The 15,721-nt window shown below is 70.5% G+C and carries 18 protein-coding genes; 15 read left to right on the top strand and 3 right to left on the bottom strand.

Features of this window, described 5'->3' with window-relative positions; genetic code table 11:
* Positions 1-32 precede the first annotated feature (32 nt).
* From rho to prmC, 4 genes are all read left to right on the top strand, one after another.
* Positions 33-2,285: a transcription termination factor Rho gene (rho, locus tag ACQPYZ_RS25515; RefSeq protein WP_433160543.1), complete on the top strand. Its 2,253-nt coding sequence runs from the start codon at positions 33-35 to the stop codon at positions 2,283-2,285.
* Between the two features lie 109 nt (positions 2,286-2,394).
* On the top strand, positions 2,395-2,601 hold the full coding sequence (rpmE, locus tag ACQPYZ_RS25510; RefSeq protein WP_130387310.1) for a 50S ribosomal protein L31: 207 nt from the start codon (positions 2,395-2,397) through the stop codon (positions 2,599-2,601).
* Positions 2,602-2,688: 87 nt separating this feature from the next.
* The gene (prfA, locus tag ACQPYZ_RS25505; protein ID WP_433160542.1) at positions 2,689-3,765 is read left to right on the top strand and encodes a peptide chain release factor 1; all 1,077 of its coding nucleotides are present in this window, start codon (positions 2,689-2,691) and stop codon (positions 3,763-3,765) included.
* Positions 3,762-4,604, top strand: a complete 843-nt coding sequence (prmC, locus tag ACQPYZ_RS25500; RefSeq protein ID WP_433160540.1) for a peptide chain release factor N(5)-glutamine methyltransferase — start codon at positions 3,762-3,764, stop codon at positions 4,602-4,604. The genes prfA and prmC overlap by 4 nt, the downstream gene beginning before the upstream one ends.
* A 7-nt stretch (positions 4,605-4,611) precedes the next feature.
* Here the strand turns inward: prmC and ACQPYZ_RS25495 are convergent, their stop codons facing one another.
* On the bottom strand, positions 4,612-4,845 hold the full coding sequence (locus tag ACQPYZ_RS25495) for a hypothetical protein (RefSeq protein WP_433160539.1): 234 nt from the start codon (positions 4,843-4,845) through the stop codon (positions 4,612-4,614).
* A gap of 244 nt (positions 4,846-5,089) precedes the next feature.
* Between ACQPYZ_RS25495 and ACQPYZ_RS25490 the strand changes: the two genes are divergently transcribed.
* Genes ACQPYZ_RS25490 through ACQPYZ_RS25480 form a run of 3 tightly spaced genes read left to right on the top strand, consistent with a single transcriptional unit; the run spans position 5,090 to position 7,789 of the window.
* Entirely contained in the window at positions 5,090-5,509 is a 420-nt protein-coding gene (locus tag ACQPYZ_RS25490; RefSeq protein ID WP_433160538.1) for an STAS domain-containing protein, read from the top strand.
* On the top strand, positions 5,496-6,809 hold the full coding sequence (locus ACQPYZ_RS25485) for a PP2C family protein-serine/threonine phosphatase (RefSeq protein WP_433160537.1): 1,314 nt from the start codon (positions 5,496-5,498) through the stop codon (positions 6,807-6,809). Before ACQPYZ_RS25490 ends, ACQPYZ_RS25485 begins: the two co-directional genes overlap by 14 nt.
* A complete protein-coding gene (locus ACQPYZ_RS25480; RefSeq protein ID WP_433160535.1) occupies positions 6,806-7,789 on the top strand; it encodes a cobalamin B12-binding domain-containing protein in 984 nt (327 codons plus the stop codon). The genes ACQPYZ_RS25485 and ACQPYZ_RS25480 overlap by 4 nt, the downstream gene beginning before the upstream one ends.
* Before the next feature lie 2 nt (positions 7,790-7,791).
* Here ACQPYZ_RS25480 and ACQPYZ_RS25475 read toward each other — a convergent pair whose 3' ends face one another.
* Together ACQPYZ_RS25475 and ACQPYZ_RS25470 are read right to left on the bottom strand one after the other, a co-directional pair.
* Positions 7,792-8,769 carry a hypothetical protein gene (locus ACQPYZ_RS25475; protein ID WP_433160534.1) on the bottom strand — a complete coding sequence of 326 codons (978 nt, stop codon included), beginning with the start codon at positions 8,767-8,769 and terminating at the stop codon, positions 7,792-7,794.
* Positions 8,770-8,806: 37 nt separating this feature from the next.
* On the bottom strand, positions 8,807-9,823 hold the full coding sequence (locus ACQPYZ_RS25470; protein WP_433160532.1) for an adenosine deaminase: 1,017 nt from the start codon (positions 9,821-9,823) through the stop codon (positions 8,807-8,809).
* A 119-nt stretch (positions 9,824-9,942) separates the two neighbouring features.
* Between ACQPYZ_RS25470 and ACQPYZ_RS25465 the strand changes: the two genes are divergently transcribed.
* The 8 genes from ACQPYZ_RS25465 to ACQPYZ_RS25430 all read left to right on the top strand — a co-directional run bounded on the left by ACQPYZ_RS25465 (position 9,943) and on the right by ACQPYZ_RS25430 (position 15,709).
* Complete coding sequence (locus tag ACQPYZ_RS25465; RefSeq protein ID WP_433160530.1) at positions 9,943-10,854, top strand: L-threonylcarbamoyladenylate synthase; 912 nt, start codon at positions 9,943-9,945, stop codon at positions 10,852-10,854.
* Positions 10,855-11,004: 150 nt separating this feature from the next.
* Positions 11,005-12,123: a glycosyltransferase family 4 protein gene (locus tag ACQPYZ_RS25460; RefSeq protein WP_433160528.1), complete on the top strand. Its 1,119-nt coding sequence runs from the start codon at positions 11,005-11,007 to the stop codon at positions 12,121-12,123.
* Between the two features lie 229 nt (positions 12,124-12,352).
* Positions 12,353-12,817: a hypothetical protein gene (locus ACQPYZ_RS25455; protein WP_433160526.1), complete on the top strand. Its 465-nt coding sequence runs from the start codon at positions 12,353-12,355 to the stop codon at positions 12,815-12,817.
* Between the two features lie 90 nt (positions 12,818-12,907).
* On the top strand, positions 12,908-13,123 hold the full coding sequence (locus ACQPYZ_RS25450; protein WP_433160525.1) for an AtpZ/AtpI family protein: 216 nt from the start codon (positions 12,908-12,910) through the stop codon (positions 13,121-13,123).
* Between the two features lie 97 nt (positions 13,124-13,220).
* The gene (atpB, locus tag ACQPYZ_RS25445; RefSeq protein WP_433160523.1) at positions 13,221-14,003 is read left to right on the top strand and encodes a F0F1 ATP synthase subunit A; all 783 of its coding nucleotides are present in this window, start codon (positions 13,221-13,223) and stop codon (positions 14,001-14,003) included.
* Positions 14,004-14,085: 82 nt separating this feature from the next.
* Complete coding sequence (atpE, locus tag ACQPYZ_RS25440) at positions 14,086-14,313, top strand: ATP synthase F0 subunit C (RefSeq protein WP_132319363.1); 228 nt, start codon at positions 14,086-14,088, stop codon at positions 14,311-14,313.
* Between the two features lie 29 nt (positions 14,314-14,342).
* Positions 14,343-14,912: a F0F1 ATP synthase subunit B gene (locus ACQPYZ_RS25435; protein ID WP_433160522.1), complete on the top strand. Its 570-nt coding sequence runs from the start codon at positions 14,343-14,345 to the stop codon at positions 14,910-14,912.
* Positions 14,912-15,709, top strand: a complete 798-nt coding sequence (locus tag ACQPYZ_RS25430; protein WP_433160520.1) for a F0F1 ATP synthase subunit delta — start codon at positions 14,912-14,914, stop codon at positions 15,707-15,709. Before ACQPYZ_RS25435 ends, ACQPYZ_RS25430 begins: the two co-directional genes overlap by 1 nt.
* The last annotated feature ends 12 nt before the right edge of the window (positions 15,710-15,721 follow it).

Genomic DNA, 15,721 nt, shown 5'->3' with positions numbered 1-15,721 from the left:
GACACCGACGATCCGTGTGGGAAGGACCTCACGTGACAGAAACTGTTGAAGCCTCCAGCGGAGCCGGCTCGACGCCGGCCCCGGGTACCGACGCCGCGGCCACCACCGCGACGCGTCGCCGGAAGGCCGGAGGCGGCCTCGAGGGCATGCTGCTCCCCGAGCTCAAGCAGCTCGCCGGGACGCTCGGCATCAAGGGCACCGGCGCGCTGCGCAAGGGCCAGCTGATCGAGGCGATCAAGGCCGCCCAGGCCGGTGGCTCCGCGGGCGGATCGCGCCCGGCGAGCCAGCCGACCCTGGACGAGGGAGCCGCCGAGGCGCCCGCGGCCAAGAGTGCTCCGGCCAAGCGCGAGGGCGGCAGCCGCCGGACCCGCGCCGCGGCCGAGAAGGACGCCGCCCAGAACGGCACCCCGGCCGAAGCGACTGCCGCCGGCTCGGCCGGCGAGCGCGCGGCCGGTGACCGCGGTGCCGGTGACCGTACGGCGGGTGGAGCCGGTGAGTCGACTGCCTCCGCGGTGACCGCGGACGCGCCCGCGGCCGAGGTCGCGACCCAGAACGGCACCACCGTCGGCGAGCCGAGGACCGAGCGCGCCGACCGCGGCCGCGACGGCGAAGACCGCGATGACCGTGGCGACCGCGACGACCGTGGTGACCGCGAGAGCCGGGACGGCCGCGACGACCGTGGTGAGCGCGACGGGCGTAACCGCGACCGGGGCCGGGACAACCAGGGCCGCGACAACCGCGGCGGTGACCGGGACAACCGCTCCGACCGGGACAACCGTGCCGGGGACCGGGGCGAGCAGGGCCGGGAGCGCAACCGGGACGGCCAGTCCCGCGACGGCGGCCGTGACGGTAGCCGGGACGGCGGTCAGAGCCGCGACGGCCAGGGCCGTGGTGGTGACCAGAGCCGCGGTGAGCAGAGCCGCGGTGACCAGGGCCAGCGCGGTGACCAGCGCAACCGGCAGCAGGACCAGAATGACCGCGGCGAGGAAGGCGAGGGCCGTCGCCGGCGTCGCCGGGGCCGCGACCGGGACCGCAACCGCGACGGCAACCAGACCGGTGGCCGTGACGGTGGCCGCAACCGCGGCCGTGGCGAGCGGTTCGACCCGGAGCCGACGATCAGCGAGGACGACGTCCTCGTCCCGGCGGCCGGCATCCTCGACGTACTCGACAACTACGCCTTCGTCCGGACCAGCGGCTACCTGCCCGGCCCGAACGACGTGTACGTCGCGTTGTCGATGGTGAAGCGGTACGGCCTGCGCAAGGGTGACGCGATCACCGGTGCGGTGAAGCAGCCGCAGGAGGGTGAGCGCAAGGAGAAGTTCAACCCGCTGGTCCGGATCGACACCGTGAACGGGTCGGACCCGGAGATCGCCAGGCAGCGGCAGGACTTCAACAAGCTGACCCCGCTGTACGCGACCGAGCGACTGCGGCTGGAGACCGAGCCCGGTGTGCTGACCACCCGGATCGTCGACATCGTCAGCCCGATCGGCAAGGGTCAGCGCGGCCTGATCGTCTCCCCGCCGAAGGCCGGCAAGACGATGGTGCTGCAGGCGTTGGCGAACGCGATCACCACGAACAACCCCGAAGTGCACCTGATGGTCGTGCTGGTGGACGAGCGGCCCGAAGAGGTCACCGACATGCAGCGCACGGTCAAGGGCGAGGTCATCGCGTCGACCTTCGACCGGCCGGCCGACGACCACACCACGGTCGCCGAGCTGGCGATCGAGCGGGCCAAGCGGCTGGTCGAGCTCGGCCACGACGTCGTCGTCCTGCTCGACTCGATCACCCGGCTGGGACGCGCGTACAACATCGCCGCGCCGGCCAGCGGGCGGATCCTGTCCGGTGGTGTCGACTCGTCGGCGCTGTACCCGCCGAAGCGGTTCTTCGGCGCGGCCCGCAACATCGAGGACGGCGGCTCGCTGACCATCCTCGCGACCGCGCTGATCGAGACCGGGTCGAAGATGGACGAGGTCATCTTCGAGGAGTTCAAGGGCACCGGCAACATGGAGCTGCGGCTGCGGCGCGAGTTCGCCGACCGGCGCATCTTCCCGGCCATCGACGTGGTCGCCTCCGGCACCCGCCGCGAGGAACTGCTGATGAGCAAGGACGAGACCCAGGTCGTCTGGAAGCTCCGCCGGGTGCTGTCCGCGCTCGACGGCCAGGCGGCCCTGGAGCTGCTGATCGGCAAGCTGAAGGAGAGCAAGTCGAACATCGAGTTCCTCCTCCAGGTCAACAAGACCACCCCGTCCGCCGGCGGCGCGCGAACGACCGACGACGGGAACTAGACGCACTCGATTACCAGTTTGCTGCCCTGGGGTGGCAAACTGGTGTGTCGGTTCCGGTTCACGTTCGCGTCCGTGGGCGACCCGGGGCACCTGAGACCTAGGAGATCTGTTGAAGAGCGACATTCACCCGACGTACGTCGACACCACGGTGACCTGCACCTGTGGCGCGACGTTCACCACGCGCTCGACCGCCGAGAACGGCGTGATCCACGCCGACGTGTGCTCGCAGTGCCACCCCTTCTACACCGGTAAGCAGAAGATTCTCGACACCGGTGGTCGGGTCGCCCGCTTCGAGAAGCGGTACGCCAAGAAGTAGCTTCCAGGCCGCGCGCCGGTTCCGCAGCATCGCGGAACCGGCGCGCGGTTTGTGTTGTCCGGCAGGTCCCGAGTACAGGAGTGCGGCATGTTCGAGGCGGTGCAGACGCTCAAGGCGGAGTACGCCGACCTGGAGCGGCAGATGGCGGACCCGGAGCTGCACTCCGACCAGGCCAACGCCCGCCGGGTCGGCAAGCGGTACGCCGCCCTCGCCCCGGTCGTGCGCACGTACGACGAGTGGCTGCAGACCGGTGACGACATCGAGGCGGCCCGCGAGCTCGCGGCCGAGGACCCGGCGTTCGCCGATGAGGCCACCAAGCTGACCGCCCGCCGCGAGGAGCTCGCGGAGCGGCTGCAGGTGCTGCTGGTGCCGCGCGACCCGAGCGACGACAAGGACGCGATCCTCGAGATCAAGGCCGGTGAGGGCGGCGACGAGTCCGCGCTGTTCGCCGGCGACCTGCTGAAGATGTACCTGAAGTACGCCGAGTCGCAGAATTGGAAGACCGAGGTGCTCGACTCGGCCGAGTCCGACCTGGGCGGGTACAAGTCGATCACGGTCGCGGTCAAGGCGAAGGGCACGCCGGAGCCGGGCGAGGCGCCGTACGCCAAGCTGAAGTTCGAGGGCGGCGTGCACCGGGTCCAGCGGGTGCCCGTGACCGAGTCGCAGGGCCGGATCCACACCAGCGCGGCCGGCGTCCTGGTGCTGCCCGAGGCCGAGGACGTGGACGTCGAGATCGACCCGAACGACCTGCGGATCGACGTGTTCCGGTCGTCCGGTCCCGGCGGGCAGAGCGTGAACACGACCGACTCCGCGGTCCGGATCACCCACCTGCCGACCGGCATCGTGGTCTCGATGCAGAACGAGAAGTCCCAGCTGCAGAACCGCGAGCAGGCGATGCGCGTACTCCGGGCCCGGCTGCTCGCCGCGGCGCAGGAGGCGGCCGACCAGGAAGCGTCCGACGCCCGCCGGTCGCAGATCCGGACCGTCGACCGGTCGGAGCGGATCCGGACGTACAACTTCCCGGAGAACAGGTTCTCCGACCACCGGGTCGGCTACAAGGCGCACAACCTCGACCAGGTCCTCGGCGGTGAGCTGGCGCCGGTGATCCAGGCGCTGACCGACGCCGACCTCGCTGCCCGGCTCGAGGCCGTCGAGAGCCAGTGAGCACCAGCGGCGGGGGCGTGAAGGTCCTGCTCGCCGAGGCGACGGCCAGGCTGCGGGATGCGGGTGTCGCGTCGCCGGACGTCGACGCCGCCGAGCTGCTCGCGTTCGTCACGGGCTCGAGCCGGCTCAACCTCGGCACACCGACCCCGGAGCAACTCCGCCGCTACGACGAGTTGATCCAGCGCCGCGCGGCCCGCGAGCCGCTCCAGCACCTGACCGGTACGGCGGCCTTCCGCTACCGGGAGCTCGCCGTCGGACCCGGCGTGTTCGTGCCGCGCCCGGAGACTGAGGTGATGGTCAGCTGGATGCTGGAGAAGCTGGCCGGCGTCGAGTCCCCGCTGGTGGTCGATCTGTGCACCGGCTCCGGAGCGATCGCCGGTGCGGTCGCGACCGAGCGCCCGGACAGCGTCGTCCACGCCGTCGAGTTGTCGCCGGAGGCGTGTGTCTGGGCCCGTCGCAATCTCGCCGGGACGGGCGCCGTACTGCACGAGGGGGATATCGACGGGTGCCTGCCCGAGCTCGACGGACGGGTGGACGCGATCATCTCCAATCCGCCGTACATCCCGCTGACGGCGTGGGAATCGGTCACCGCCGAGGTGCGCGACCACGATCCGGCGCTGGCGTTGTGGTCCGGTGACGACGGGCTCGACGAGATCAAGGTCGTCGCCGCGACCGCGGGGCGCCTGCTGAAGCCGGGCGGCTGGTTCGCGTGCGAGCACGCGGACGTGCAGGGGGAGTCCGCGCCTGGGGTGTTCGCGGCCACCGGGCTGTTCGCCGAGGTCCGGGACCACAAAGATCTGGCCGGCCGCAACAGGTTCGCGACCGGCCGAAGGATCTGACAGTGCGCTAGAGCACGGCGTTCAGCGTGAAGACGACTGCCGCCAGGACCAGCAGTACGGCGCCGGTCGCGAGCTCGGCGCGGGTGCCGAGGCGGAGCCAGCGGGCGCGGACCCGGTCGGCGGCGGCGTACCACGGCCTGACGGCGAGCGGTGCGGCGGAGTTGAGCGGTGCGGTGGCGGTGAGCGGTGCACTGACCTGCTCGGTGACTTCGACGGCGTACGGTTCGGCGGTGGTGACCACGAATGCTGCTTTCCTCGGGTGTTCCTCGGGCGACGTGTCTGTGCCCGCCTAGATAACTAACCCCCGGACAAACGGCTGAAACATCGCGTTCGGTCAAGGGTTCGTCGCAGTCGGTACTCGACCGGGTCGCGACGGCGGCCGGTAGTTGATCGGCACCTGCTGCGGTGATAGGCATGACGGCGGTCGATCGGTTCTGCCAAGTAGCCGGCGCATCGGCCCGGCCCCTGACAGGAGACTCGCCGTCATGTCCGACGACGAACTGTCCGTCCACACCACCGACGCCGGTGACCACGTCGTCGTCCGCGTGGACGGCGACCTCGACCTGGAGAGCGCTCCGGTCCTCACCGCGGAGCTCAAGCGCCTGGTCGGTCCGCGCCCGCTGCTCCTCGACCTCGGTGGGGTGGACTTCATGGACTCCAGCGGGCTCGGCGTCCTGGTCGGCGCGCACAAGGAGTCCGCGGCGCAGGGCGGTGCGCTGGTGATCGCGGCGCCGGGCGCGCGGGTGCGGAAGATCTTCCGGATCACCAAGTTGCACAAGGTGTTCACCGTGCACGAGACGCTGGACGAGGCCGTCGCCGGTCTCGCGGCACCGCTGGAGGTGGACGCGGCTCCCGTCGAGACCGTCGTCCCGGGGTTCGGTACGGAGCCCCATGACCGGCCCTGACCAGGTTCAGGACCCCGAGGCCCACCCGTCCGCGTCCGCAGCCGACGGATTCGCGCCGGTACGGCGGGAGTTGGTGGAGGAGGTCGGTCAGGCGATGGCGGGCTCGTTGAATCCACGGCGCTCGGTCCTGCAACTGCTCGACAGCCTGTGCCCGGAGCTGGCCGACTGGGTAGTCGTTGTCCTGAGCAACCCGCGGACCGGCGGCCTGCAACTCTTCGGCGGGAACGACGTCGCCTCGATGATCAAGGTCTCCCGTCGGGCCGTGGCCGGGCTGGCGCTGGACCGGGTGCTCGCGACCGGCCTGACCGAGGTGCTGCACGTCGCGCTGGACGGCGTCGAGGACGGGCTGGGCAGCCTGGTCCCGCACCAGGGCCTCCGCGACCAGGCGGTCGCGCTGCGCCCGGCCGACGTACTCGGCATCGGCCTGACCGCGAGGGGTACGACGTTCGGCGCGCTGATCGCCGTCCGCGGCCAGGGCCGGGGATTCGGACCGGACGACATCGCCGTGGCCGAGCAGGTCGCGGCCCGGGCGGCACTCGCGCTGGACTCGGCCCGGATGTACGAGCAGCGCGCCCGGATCGCCTCCGCCCTGCAGGCGAGCCTGCTCCCGCCCGACCTCCCGGTGGTCCCGGGCGTCGATCTCGGTGCGCGGTACCGGCCGGCGATGGAGCAACTGGACGTCGGTGGCGACTTCTACGACGTGTTCGGCGCGGACGACGACTGGCTGGTGGTGCTCGGGGACGTCTGCGGCAAGGGCGTCGACGCGGCAGTGCTCACCGGACGGGCCCGCCAGAGTCTGCGGACCGCGGCACACTTCGAACGTGACCCGGCCGCACTGCTGTCGGCACTGAACGCGGTCTTCGTCGAGGACATCTCCCACCGGTTCATCACCCTGGTCTGCCTGCGCGTCCGGCCGGACGCGGACGGCACCCTCTCGGTCGGCGTCGCGGTCGCCGGCCACTCCGCCCCGATCCTGGTCCGCGCCGACGGCAGCGTCGGCGAGGTGGCGGCCGAGGGCACGGTGCTCGGCGTCGTCCCGGTCGCGGACTACGAGACCGTGACCGTCCGGCTTGAGGCCGGCGACCGGCTGGTGATGTACACCGACGGCGTCGAGGAGGCCCGCGGCGACGACGGCTTCTACGGCCACGCCCGCCTGGTCGGTCTGCTCCGCCAGTACGCCGGGGCCGCGGCCGACGTACTGTGTGCGGCGATCGAGCAGGACGTGGTCGAGTACCTGGACGGGCGAGCGCACGACGACATCGCCGTACTGGCCCTCGGCTGCACCGGAGTGAACACGTGACCGTCGTCGACGCCCTCGCCGGTTTCGAACGGGCGGTGTCGTCCCTGGACACGACGGCGGCGCTCGCCGTGGTCGACGACGCACTGGCCACAGGGATCGACCCGGTTGCTCTGCTGACCGAGGTCATCGGCACGGCCCAGCGCACCGTGGGGGAGAAGTGGCAGCGGGCCGAGTGGTCGGTCGCCGAGGAACACGCGGCGACCGCGGTGGCGACCGCGGCCACCGAGGCGATCGCGCGTCAGGTCCGGCAGCGGCCGATCACCCGCGGCCGGGTGATCGTCGCCTGCGCCGAACGCGAGTGGCACGCGCTGCCCGCGATGATGATCGACTGCGCCCTGCGCTCCGACGGCTGGGACACCACGCTGCTCGGTGCCTCCACACCGGCCTTGCGGCTCAGTCAGTACCTGCAGGACCTCGGCCCGGACGCGCTCGCGGTGAGCTGTTCGATGCTCGGCTCGCTGCCGACCACCCGGCGGTTCGTCGAGGCGTCCACGGCGGCCGGGATCCCGATCCTGGTCGGCGGTCCGGCGTTCGGTCCGGACGACCTGCGGGCCCGCGGTCTGGGTGCGACCGCCTGGGCGCCGGACGCGGCCGGCGCGATCGAGGCGATGCGCACGCTGCCGGCTGTCGTGCCCGCGGCCGAACCGTTGCCAGAGGCATCAGTTGCCGAACAGGCCGCGCTGGAGCTCGCGCACACCGAGCTGGTGGTGGAGCTGACGGCCCACTGGCCCGGTGATCGGAACGCGCTCGACCCGGAGCTCGCCGCGGACGCGGTGTCCCAGCTGCTGCATGCGATCTGGGCCGCGCTGCTCACCGGCGACCCCCGCTCGATCCCGCAGACGGTCTGGTGGATCGCCGCGCTGCTTGAGCATCGCGGCGCCCCGGTCGCGCTGACCGACGATCTCCGTGCGGAGGTGACCAAGCTACTGCGCGACTTCCCACTCACCGCGGCCCTGATCACCACGTCCTGGCCCGGCTGACTTCACTCGTACACGACGAGCTCGGGCCTCGGTCGCAGCGCGAGTACCTGGGCCGGGGTCATCAGCGCCCCGTGTCGCCTGTCCTCGGTGTAGAAGAGTTTGAAGCCGGCGTGGACCCCGGCGGGCAGCCGCTGCGTGAGCTTGCCCCAGGTCGCCAGCTTGTCCGCCCGGGCGCCGATCCCGTCGACGGACTTGATCGTCACCACACCTGGATGCTTCTTCAGCGCCAACTCACCGGTGACGATCCGCGCCGACAATTGGTGGAAGACGAACACCTTCTCCGGCAGCTTGTGCGTCTGCACCAGACCCGACAGGTACGCCGCGATGCTGTCGAGCTCGGCGCCCGTCGTCCGCCCGAAGACCCGCCCCGGCACCTGGCTCGGCCCGACTGCCCACTCCGGATCGAACGCCAGCCCGACGTCCGGCTCCTTCAGCCAGCGTTCGAGCCGCCTCACCTCGGGCAGGATCTTCGCCCGGCCCGGCTGGACGTCGAGCAGCAGCAGCATTTTGTGCTTCCGCGCGACCGCGAGGTACTCCTCGATCTTCTCGTCCGGGATCCGGCCGCGGTACATCCCGTCCTGGCCGGGCGAGGCCTTCGCGACCACGGTGATCAGCTCCATCACCGGCTGCGGTGTCCGGCCGGCGGCGTACGCCCGGGACAGCTTCTCGAGCTGGGCCGCCTTGACGTCCAGGTCCTTGTCGAGCGGACCGAGCGCGGGCGATCCGGGCAGGCCGACGTACGCGACCAGCTGGTACTTCGGGAAGATCGTGCGCCCGCCGCGCGGCAGCTCACCCTCGGCCGGAGCCGGCGGCGAGGGCGGAGTGGACGACGTGGATGGCATGGTCGGCGTGGACCGCTTGGGACTCGAGGCCGGTGGGGGAGTCGTCGCCGGTGGTGCCGCTTCCCCCGGCACGTCGCTGCAGGCCCCGACGCCCAGCAACAGCCCGGCCACCGCCACTACTCCTGAAACAGTCCGCACGCCACCAAGGGAATCACGCCGGCCCGGGAATCCCGAGTCAGACCTGCGCGACGTACTCGTCGATCTCCGCGAGCACCGCGTTCTTCACCGAGTCTTCGGCGAACGACACCTTGACCGCCGTCCTGGCCAGGTCGGCCACACCGGCTTCGTCCAGCTCGAGCAGTTGGGCGGCGACGGCGTACTCGTTGGTGAGATCGGTGCCGAACATCGGCGGGTCGTCAGAGTTGATGGTGACGACCAGGCCGGCCTCGACCATCGCGCGCAGCGGGTGGACGTCGTACGACGCGACCGCCCGGGTGGCGATGTTGGACGTCGGGCTGACCTCGAGCGGGATCCGGTGCTCGCCGAGGTAGTCGACCAGCGCCGGGTCCTGCACGGCCGACGTACCGTGGCCGATCCGCTCGGCCTTGAGCAGCCGGACCGCGTCCCAGATCGTCTCCGGGCCGGTGGTCTCGCCCGCGTGCGGCACGCTGTGCAGGCCGGCGGCGATCGCGGCCTCGAAGTGCGGCTGGAACTGCGGCCGGGGTACGCCGATCTCGGGGCCGCCGAGCCCGAACCCGACCAGGCCCTCCGGCCGGAGCTTCGTCGCGATCCGCAGCGTCTCCTCGGCGGCCGGCAGCCCGGCCTCACCGGCGATGTCGAAGATCCAGCGCAGCGTGATCCCGAGCTCCTTCTCGGCCGCCACCCGCGCGTCCTCGATCGCCTCGCAGAACGCCTCGGCCGCGATCCCGCGGGTCACCGTCGTGTACGGCGTCACCGTCAGCTCGGCGTACCGCAGGTTCTGCCCGGCCATCTCGCGGGCGACCTCGTAGGTCAGCAGCCGGACGTCCTCCGGCGTCTTGATCAGGTCGACGACGGTCAGGTAGATCTCGATGAACTTCGCGAAGTCGTCGAACTTGAAGTACTCCGCCAGCGCGGCCGCGTCCGGCGGTACCGGCGACTCCGGGTGCCGGGCGGCCAGCTCGGCGACGATCCGCGGCGACGCGGACCCGACGTGGTGGACATGCAGCTCGGCCTTCGGCAGGCCGGCGAGAAACTCACGCGAGACGGTCATGTCCGGGATCCTAAGGACGTCAGGGCGCGGGCCGGCCGAAAGCTGACAATCATTTGTCAGGTCGGACGTTCCGGAGCCCGAGTGGAGCGGGTGACCGCGCGGGTGGCACGATTCGGTGCGTGAGTGAGCGCTTCGACTTCACCGGCGACGAGCTGGCACCGGCCTACCGAGCGGCCGTGGACGCCATCGAGGCCGGCGACCTGGTCGTCCTTCCGACCGACACGGTGTACGGGATCGCCGCGGACGCCTTCAAGGCCGACGCGGTCCAGCGGCTGCTGGACGCCAAGGGCCGCGGCCGGGACATGCCGCCGCCGGTGCTGATCTCGGTGGTCGAGTCGCTGGACGCGCTCGCCACCGACGTACCGGACAGCGGCCGGAAGCTGTGCGAGGAGTTCTGGCCGGGGCCGCTGACGGTGATCTGCCACGCGCAGACCTCGCTGATGTGGGACCTGGGGGAGACCCAGGGGACGGTCGCGCTGCGCGTGCCGGACCACGAGAACACCCGCGAGCTGCTGTCGCGGACCGGCCCGCTCGCGGTCAGCTCGGCCAACCTCAGCGGTCAGCCGGCCGCGCTGGACGTGTACGACGCCGAGGAGCAACTGCAGGACTCGGTCGCGGTCTACCTCGACGGCGGCACCGTGACCGGCGGGCAGCCGTCCACCATCGTCGACATCACCGGTGACACCCCCCACGTCGTCCGCCTCGGCGCCCTCACCCTCGCCCAGCTCCGCGCCGTCGTCCCCGACCTCACCGCCGACAACGACAAGCCCGCCGAGAACGACAAGCCGGCCGAGGACGAGAAGCCGGCGGAGGACGAGAAGCCGGCCGAGAACGAGCCCGCCGACGACGAGAAGCCCGCCGTCGAGAAGCCGGCCGAGGACGAGAAGCCCGCCGACGACAGCCCGGCCGAGGGCAAGCCGGCCGAGGACGAGAAGCCAACTGATGAGCCAGTCGCGGCGTCCAAGGAACAGGACGACGAGAAGAAGACCGAATCTGATGTGAGGCCTGCGGACCAAGGCCATGACTCCTGACTCCATGCCTACTGCGCGGCACTCGGCACGGCATCTCGCCGCACGAGTGCAAAGGGCAAGATGCTCCGCATCTAACCCTTCGCCCCCGCACGCCGAGCTACCGCGCCGAGCACCTGCTCGCTACGGCCTGGAGTCAGGAGACATGACCTAGTGCGCGAGTACCTGCTGGTCCTGTTCGTGGCCATGGCCACGACCTTTCTGCTGACCGGCGTGGCCCGGCAGATCGCGCTGCGGTACGGCGCGGTCGCGAAGGTCCGGTCCCGGGACGTGCACAAGGTCCCGATCCCGTACTTCGGCGGCCTGTCCATCCTCGGCGGCCTGATCGCCGCCTTCGCGGTCGCCTCCAGCCTGCCGTTCCTCGGTGACAGCCTGCAGGTCGCCCACGACGCCCGGGCGATCCTGATCGGCGGCGTGGTCATCTGCGCCGTCGGCGTGGTCGACGACCTGTACGAGCTGGACGCGATCACCAAGCTGGCCGGCGAGGTGCTCGCGGTCGGCGTGATGGTTGTCCAGGGCATCCAGCTGTACTGGCTCCCGCTGCCCGGCGGGGTGGTCTCGCCACCGCCCGCGCAGCTCGCGGTGCTGACCGCCGGCATCCTGCTGGTCTCCTGCAACGCGGTGAACTTCGTCGACGGCCTGGACGGCCTGGCCGCCGGCGTGACCGCGATCGGCGCGACCGCGTTCTTCACCTACTCCTACCTGCTGAACGTCGAGCAGAACCTCGACCGGGCGACCACCTCGACCCTGATCACGGTCGCCCTGGCCGGTGCGTGCCTCGGCTTCCTGCCGCACAACTTCTTCCCGGCCAGGGTTTTCATGGGTGACTCCGGTGCCCTGCTGATCGGCCTGATGCTGGCCGCGTCGACGATCAGCCTGACCGGCCAGATGGACCCGAACGCGGTCCCGTACGAGCCCGGCGGCTCCAGCCTGCTGCCCGCCCTGCTCCCGCTGATCCTCCCGATCGCGGTGCTCGCGATCCCCGCGCTGGACCTGACGCTCGCCTACATCCGCCGTACCAAGGCCGGCCGGTCGCCCTTCGCCGCGGACAAGTTGCACCTGCACCACCGCCTGATGCAACGCGGCCACTCGCACCGCCGCGCCGTCCTGCTGATGTACCTGTGGACCGCCCTGATCGCGTACGGCGTCGTGGTCCTCGGCCTGGTCCTGTTCTGGTGGACCGCCCTGATCGTCCTGGCGGTCGCGGTCACCGCCGTCCTCCTCACCACCGGCCTCCCGCGCCGATCCCGGAAACCGCTCGCCAAGGTCTAGCCCGTGACCTCGTCAAGGGTCACCCCTTGACAGGGAAGGGACCAGACCACTCGGTCGTGTGGCCTACCGATAGGGTGTGCCTGTACAGCGGCAGGGACCCTCGTTTTGCTGACCGTGCAGACTTTGTGCTAGTTTTCACAAGCACCAGCGAAGAACAGTGACACCCCTGACCCCGCCCACCCGACGACCGGGCCGTGAGACCCGGTCGCCAGCAGGACGGAACCACCAGATGGCTTCCTCGGCCCAGAGCCCGAAAGTCGCCGGCCAGGCAACCAGGCACCCGGCGCTGGCGATGCTGCGTGGCGCGCTGGTCGCCGCCCTCGTGGTCGGCGTGAACGCCGCGGCGGTGTCCACCGTCGCCGCCGGGCTGGCCGGTCTGTGGGGCGCGTTGCTGGGTCTGCTGATGGTGGTCATCTTCTCCGGTGCAGGGCTGCTCGCGCTGCACCTGTCCCGCCGCACGACCCCGACGATGCAGCTCGCGGTCGCGATGGCGTCGTACACCGGCCGGATCGCGATCTTCGGAGGCCTGCTCGCGCTCGCGCTGAGCTCCGACGGCCTGGCCGAGCACGTGAACCTGACCGTGCTCGGGATCAGCGCGCTGGTGGTCGTGATGGGCTGGATGGCCGGCGAGATCTGGGCCTGGTCCCGGCTGCGCGTCCCGATCTACGACCTGGACGGGGAGGTGACGGCATGAGCACCGTCGGTAGCGATCTCCCTGCTGTGGTGGAGGTTACGGGTGCCGATGTGACCGCCTCTGTTCGGTACTGGTACCTTTCGGGTGCCAATGAGCGAGCACACGGATCCGAAGCCATCACCCCCGAATTCGGGCGACGGCTGGCGGGTCCTGTCCTACTTGATCGGCGGTGTCGTGGTGTACGGCGGCATCGGCTTCGGGTTGGATCGCCTGCTCGGCACCCAGTTCTTACTTCCGGTGGGCATCGTCCTCGGTGCCGGGCTCACCGTTCTGTTGCTGCACTTCCGGTACGGGTCGCGGTCCTGATCCCTGCCGGGTCTGACGTTGATGACCGCCATGCCCCGAGCCGCCCTGCCCTTTGCCACAAGGCGTCCGACTTGAGCACGACGCGAGAGGAGACCCGGTGACTGCCGGCGTTCCGACCGAGTTCCACCCGCCCGGTCCCGAAAGCTTCGAACTTCCGCCGATCATCGACGGGGTCGACTGGTTCACCAAGCCCGTGCTGGTGGCCGCGCTGACCGTCGTGGTGATCATGTGGTTCTTCTGGGGTGCCTCCCGCAAGGCCGAGGTCGTGCCCAGCAAGCTGCAGTTCGCCGGTGAGCTCGGCTACAACTTCGTCCGCAACTCGATCGCCCGGGACGCCATCGGCAGCCAGGAGTACATGAAGTACGTGCCGTACCTGTGCGGCCTGTTCTTCTTCATCCTGCTGAACAACGTCGCCGCGTCGGTTCCGCTGCTGCAGTTCCCGACCTTCAGCCACATCGGCTGGGCGTACGTCGCCGCGATCATGAGCTGGGTCATCTACAACGCCGTCGGGATCAGGAAGCACGGCGCCTGGGGCTACTTCAAGCACCAGACCATGCCCGCCGGTGTCCCGGCCTGGCTGATGCCGCTGATGATCCCGATCGAGTTCATCTCGAACATCCTGGTCCGGCCGATCTCGCTGAGCCTGCGGTTGTTCGCGAACATGTTCGCCGGCCACATCCTGCTGCTGGTGTTCGTGCTCGGCGGTGAGTACCTGGTCTTCGAGTCCGGCAGCATCGGGCTCGTCGGCGTCGGCATCCTGACCTTCCTGATGGGCTTCGCGATCGCCGGGCTGGAGCTGTTCGTCCAGTGCATCCAGGCCTACATCTTCGTCGTGCTGACCGCGCAGTACATCGGCAGCGCGATCGCCGAGGACCACTGATCCGCAGTACCGCAGTACCCCCTAGACCGTAGTAACGGAAAACCCGGATAGCCCCTATCCGTACCGAAAGGAACAACCAGCAATGTTCGCTCTCGAGATTGCCGGCAACATCGCCGTCCTGGGTTACGGCCTCGCCGCGATCGGCCCGGGCGTCGGCGTGGGTCTGATCTTCGCCGCCGTGATCAACGGCACCGCGCGTCAGCCCGAGGCCCAGAGCAAGCTGCAGTCGATTGCCTGGATCGGCTTCGGCGTCACCGAGGTTCTGGCGATCATCGGTATCGCCCTGGCCTTCGTCTTCCGCGCCTCCTGAGCCATTCCTCTGACTGACAGGACACAGACATGTTGACGAAAGTGCTCCCGCTGGCCGCGGAGGGTGAGGAAGTCAACCCTCTCCTGCCGCACACCGCCGAGATCATCTTCGGCTTCGTCTTCCTGGTCCTGCTGGCCATCGCATTCGCCAAGGTCGTCGTCCCGAAGTTCGAGAAGGCGTACGCCGATCGGACCGCGGCCATCGAAGGCGGGATGAACGAGGCCAAGCAGGCCCAGGCCGAGGCGAAGGCGGCACTGGAGAAGTACAACGCGCAGCTGGCGGAAGCCCGCCAGGAGGCTGCGAAGATCCGTGAGGACGCGCGCGAGCAGGGTGCGCAGATCATCGCGGAGATGCGTGAGCAGGCGAACGCCGAGGCCGAGCGCATCGTGACGCACGCCCGGACGCAGATCGACGCCGAGCGGTCCCAGGCGGTCGCCTCGCTGCGCACCGAGGTCGGCCACATGGCCACCACCCTGGCCGGCCGGATCGTCGGCGAGTCGCTCGAGGACGAGGCGCGCCAGCGCCGCACCGTCGAGCGGTTCCTGTCCGAGCTCGAGGCGTCGGACTCCGCGCGTCAGGCCGTCGGAACGGACGGCTGATGCGCGGCGCGTCGCAGGAGTCACTCGCCCGGGCCGAGGAGGCCCTGGCGGGTGTCACCGCATCCGACGAGCTGGGGACCGAGCTGTTCTCGGTCGCCAAGGTGCTGGACGGCAACGGCTCGCTCCGGCGGGCGCTGACCGACCCGGCCCGGCCGGCCGAGGCCAAGACCGGTCTCGTGCAGCAGCTGTTCGGCGGCAAGATCTCCGCCCAGGCGCAGGAGATCCTGAACGCCGCCGTGTCCGGCCGCTGGGTCAGCGGCCGGGACCTCGGCAACGCGCTGGACCAGCTCAGCGTCGAGGCCGAGATGGCCGCGGCGGACAACCGGCGCAAGCTGGACGAGGTCGAGGACGAGCTGTTCCGGCTGGAGCGGGTGGTCGCGGTGGAGCGGGCGCTGAGCGACAAGCTGAGTGACCGCAACATCCCGCTGGCGCCCCGGCAGGAGCTGATCCGCGGTCTGCTGCAGAACAAGGCCGACGCCACCACCGTGCGGCTGGCCGAGCGCGCGGTCGACGGCCGGGGCCGTGGCTTCGCCGCGTCGCTGCGCGCGTTCCAGGTGGCCGCCGCCGCCCGGCGCAGCGCCAGCATCGCCACCGTGCGGGTCGCCACCGACCTGTCCGAGGCCGAGCGCACGCGGCTGGCCGACGCCCTCGCCCGGCAGTACGGCCGGGAGATCCAGCTGAACGTCATCGTCGACCCGAACGTCGTCGGCGGCGTCCGGGTGGACATCGGCGACGAAGTCATCGACGGAACCATCGCGGCCAGGCTCGACGAGGCGCAACGGCGCATCGCGGGCTGACGGCTCTTAACG

It is taken from the genome of Kribbella sp. CA-247076, from assembly GCF_050942445.1.
Taxonomy (GTDB): domain Bacteria; phylum Actinomycetota; class Actinomycetes; order Propionibacteriales; family Kribbellaceae; genus Kribbella.
Note: the sequence above shows the minus strand (reverse complement) of the source record. Positions and strands in the feature narration are given on the sequence as shown.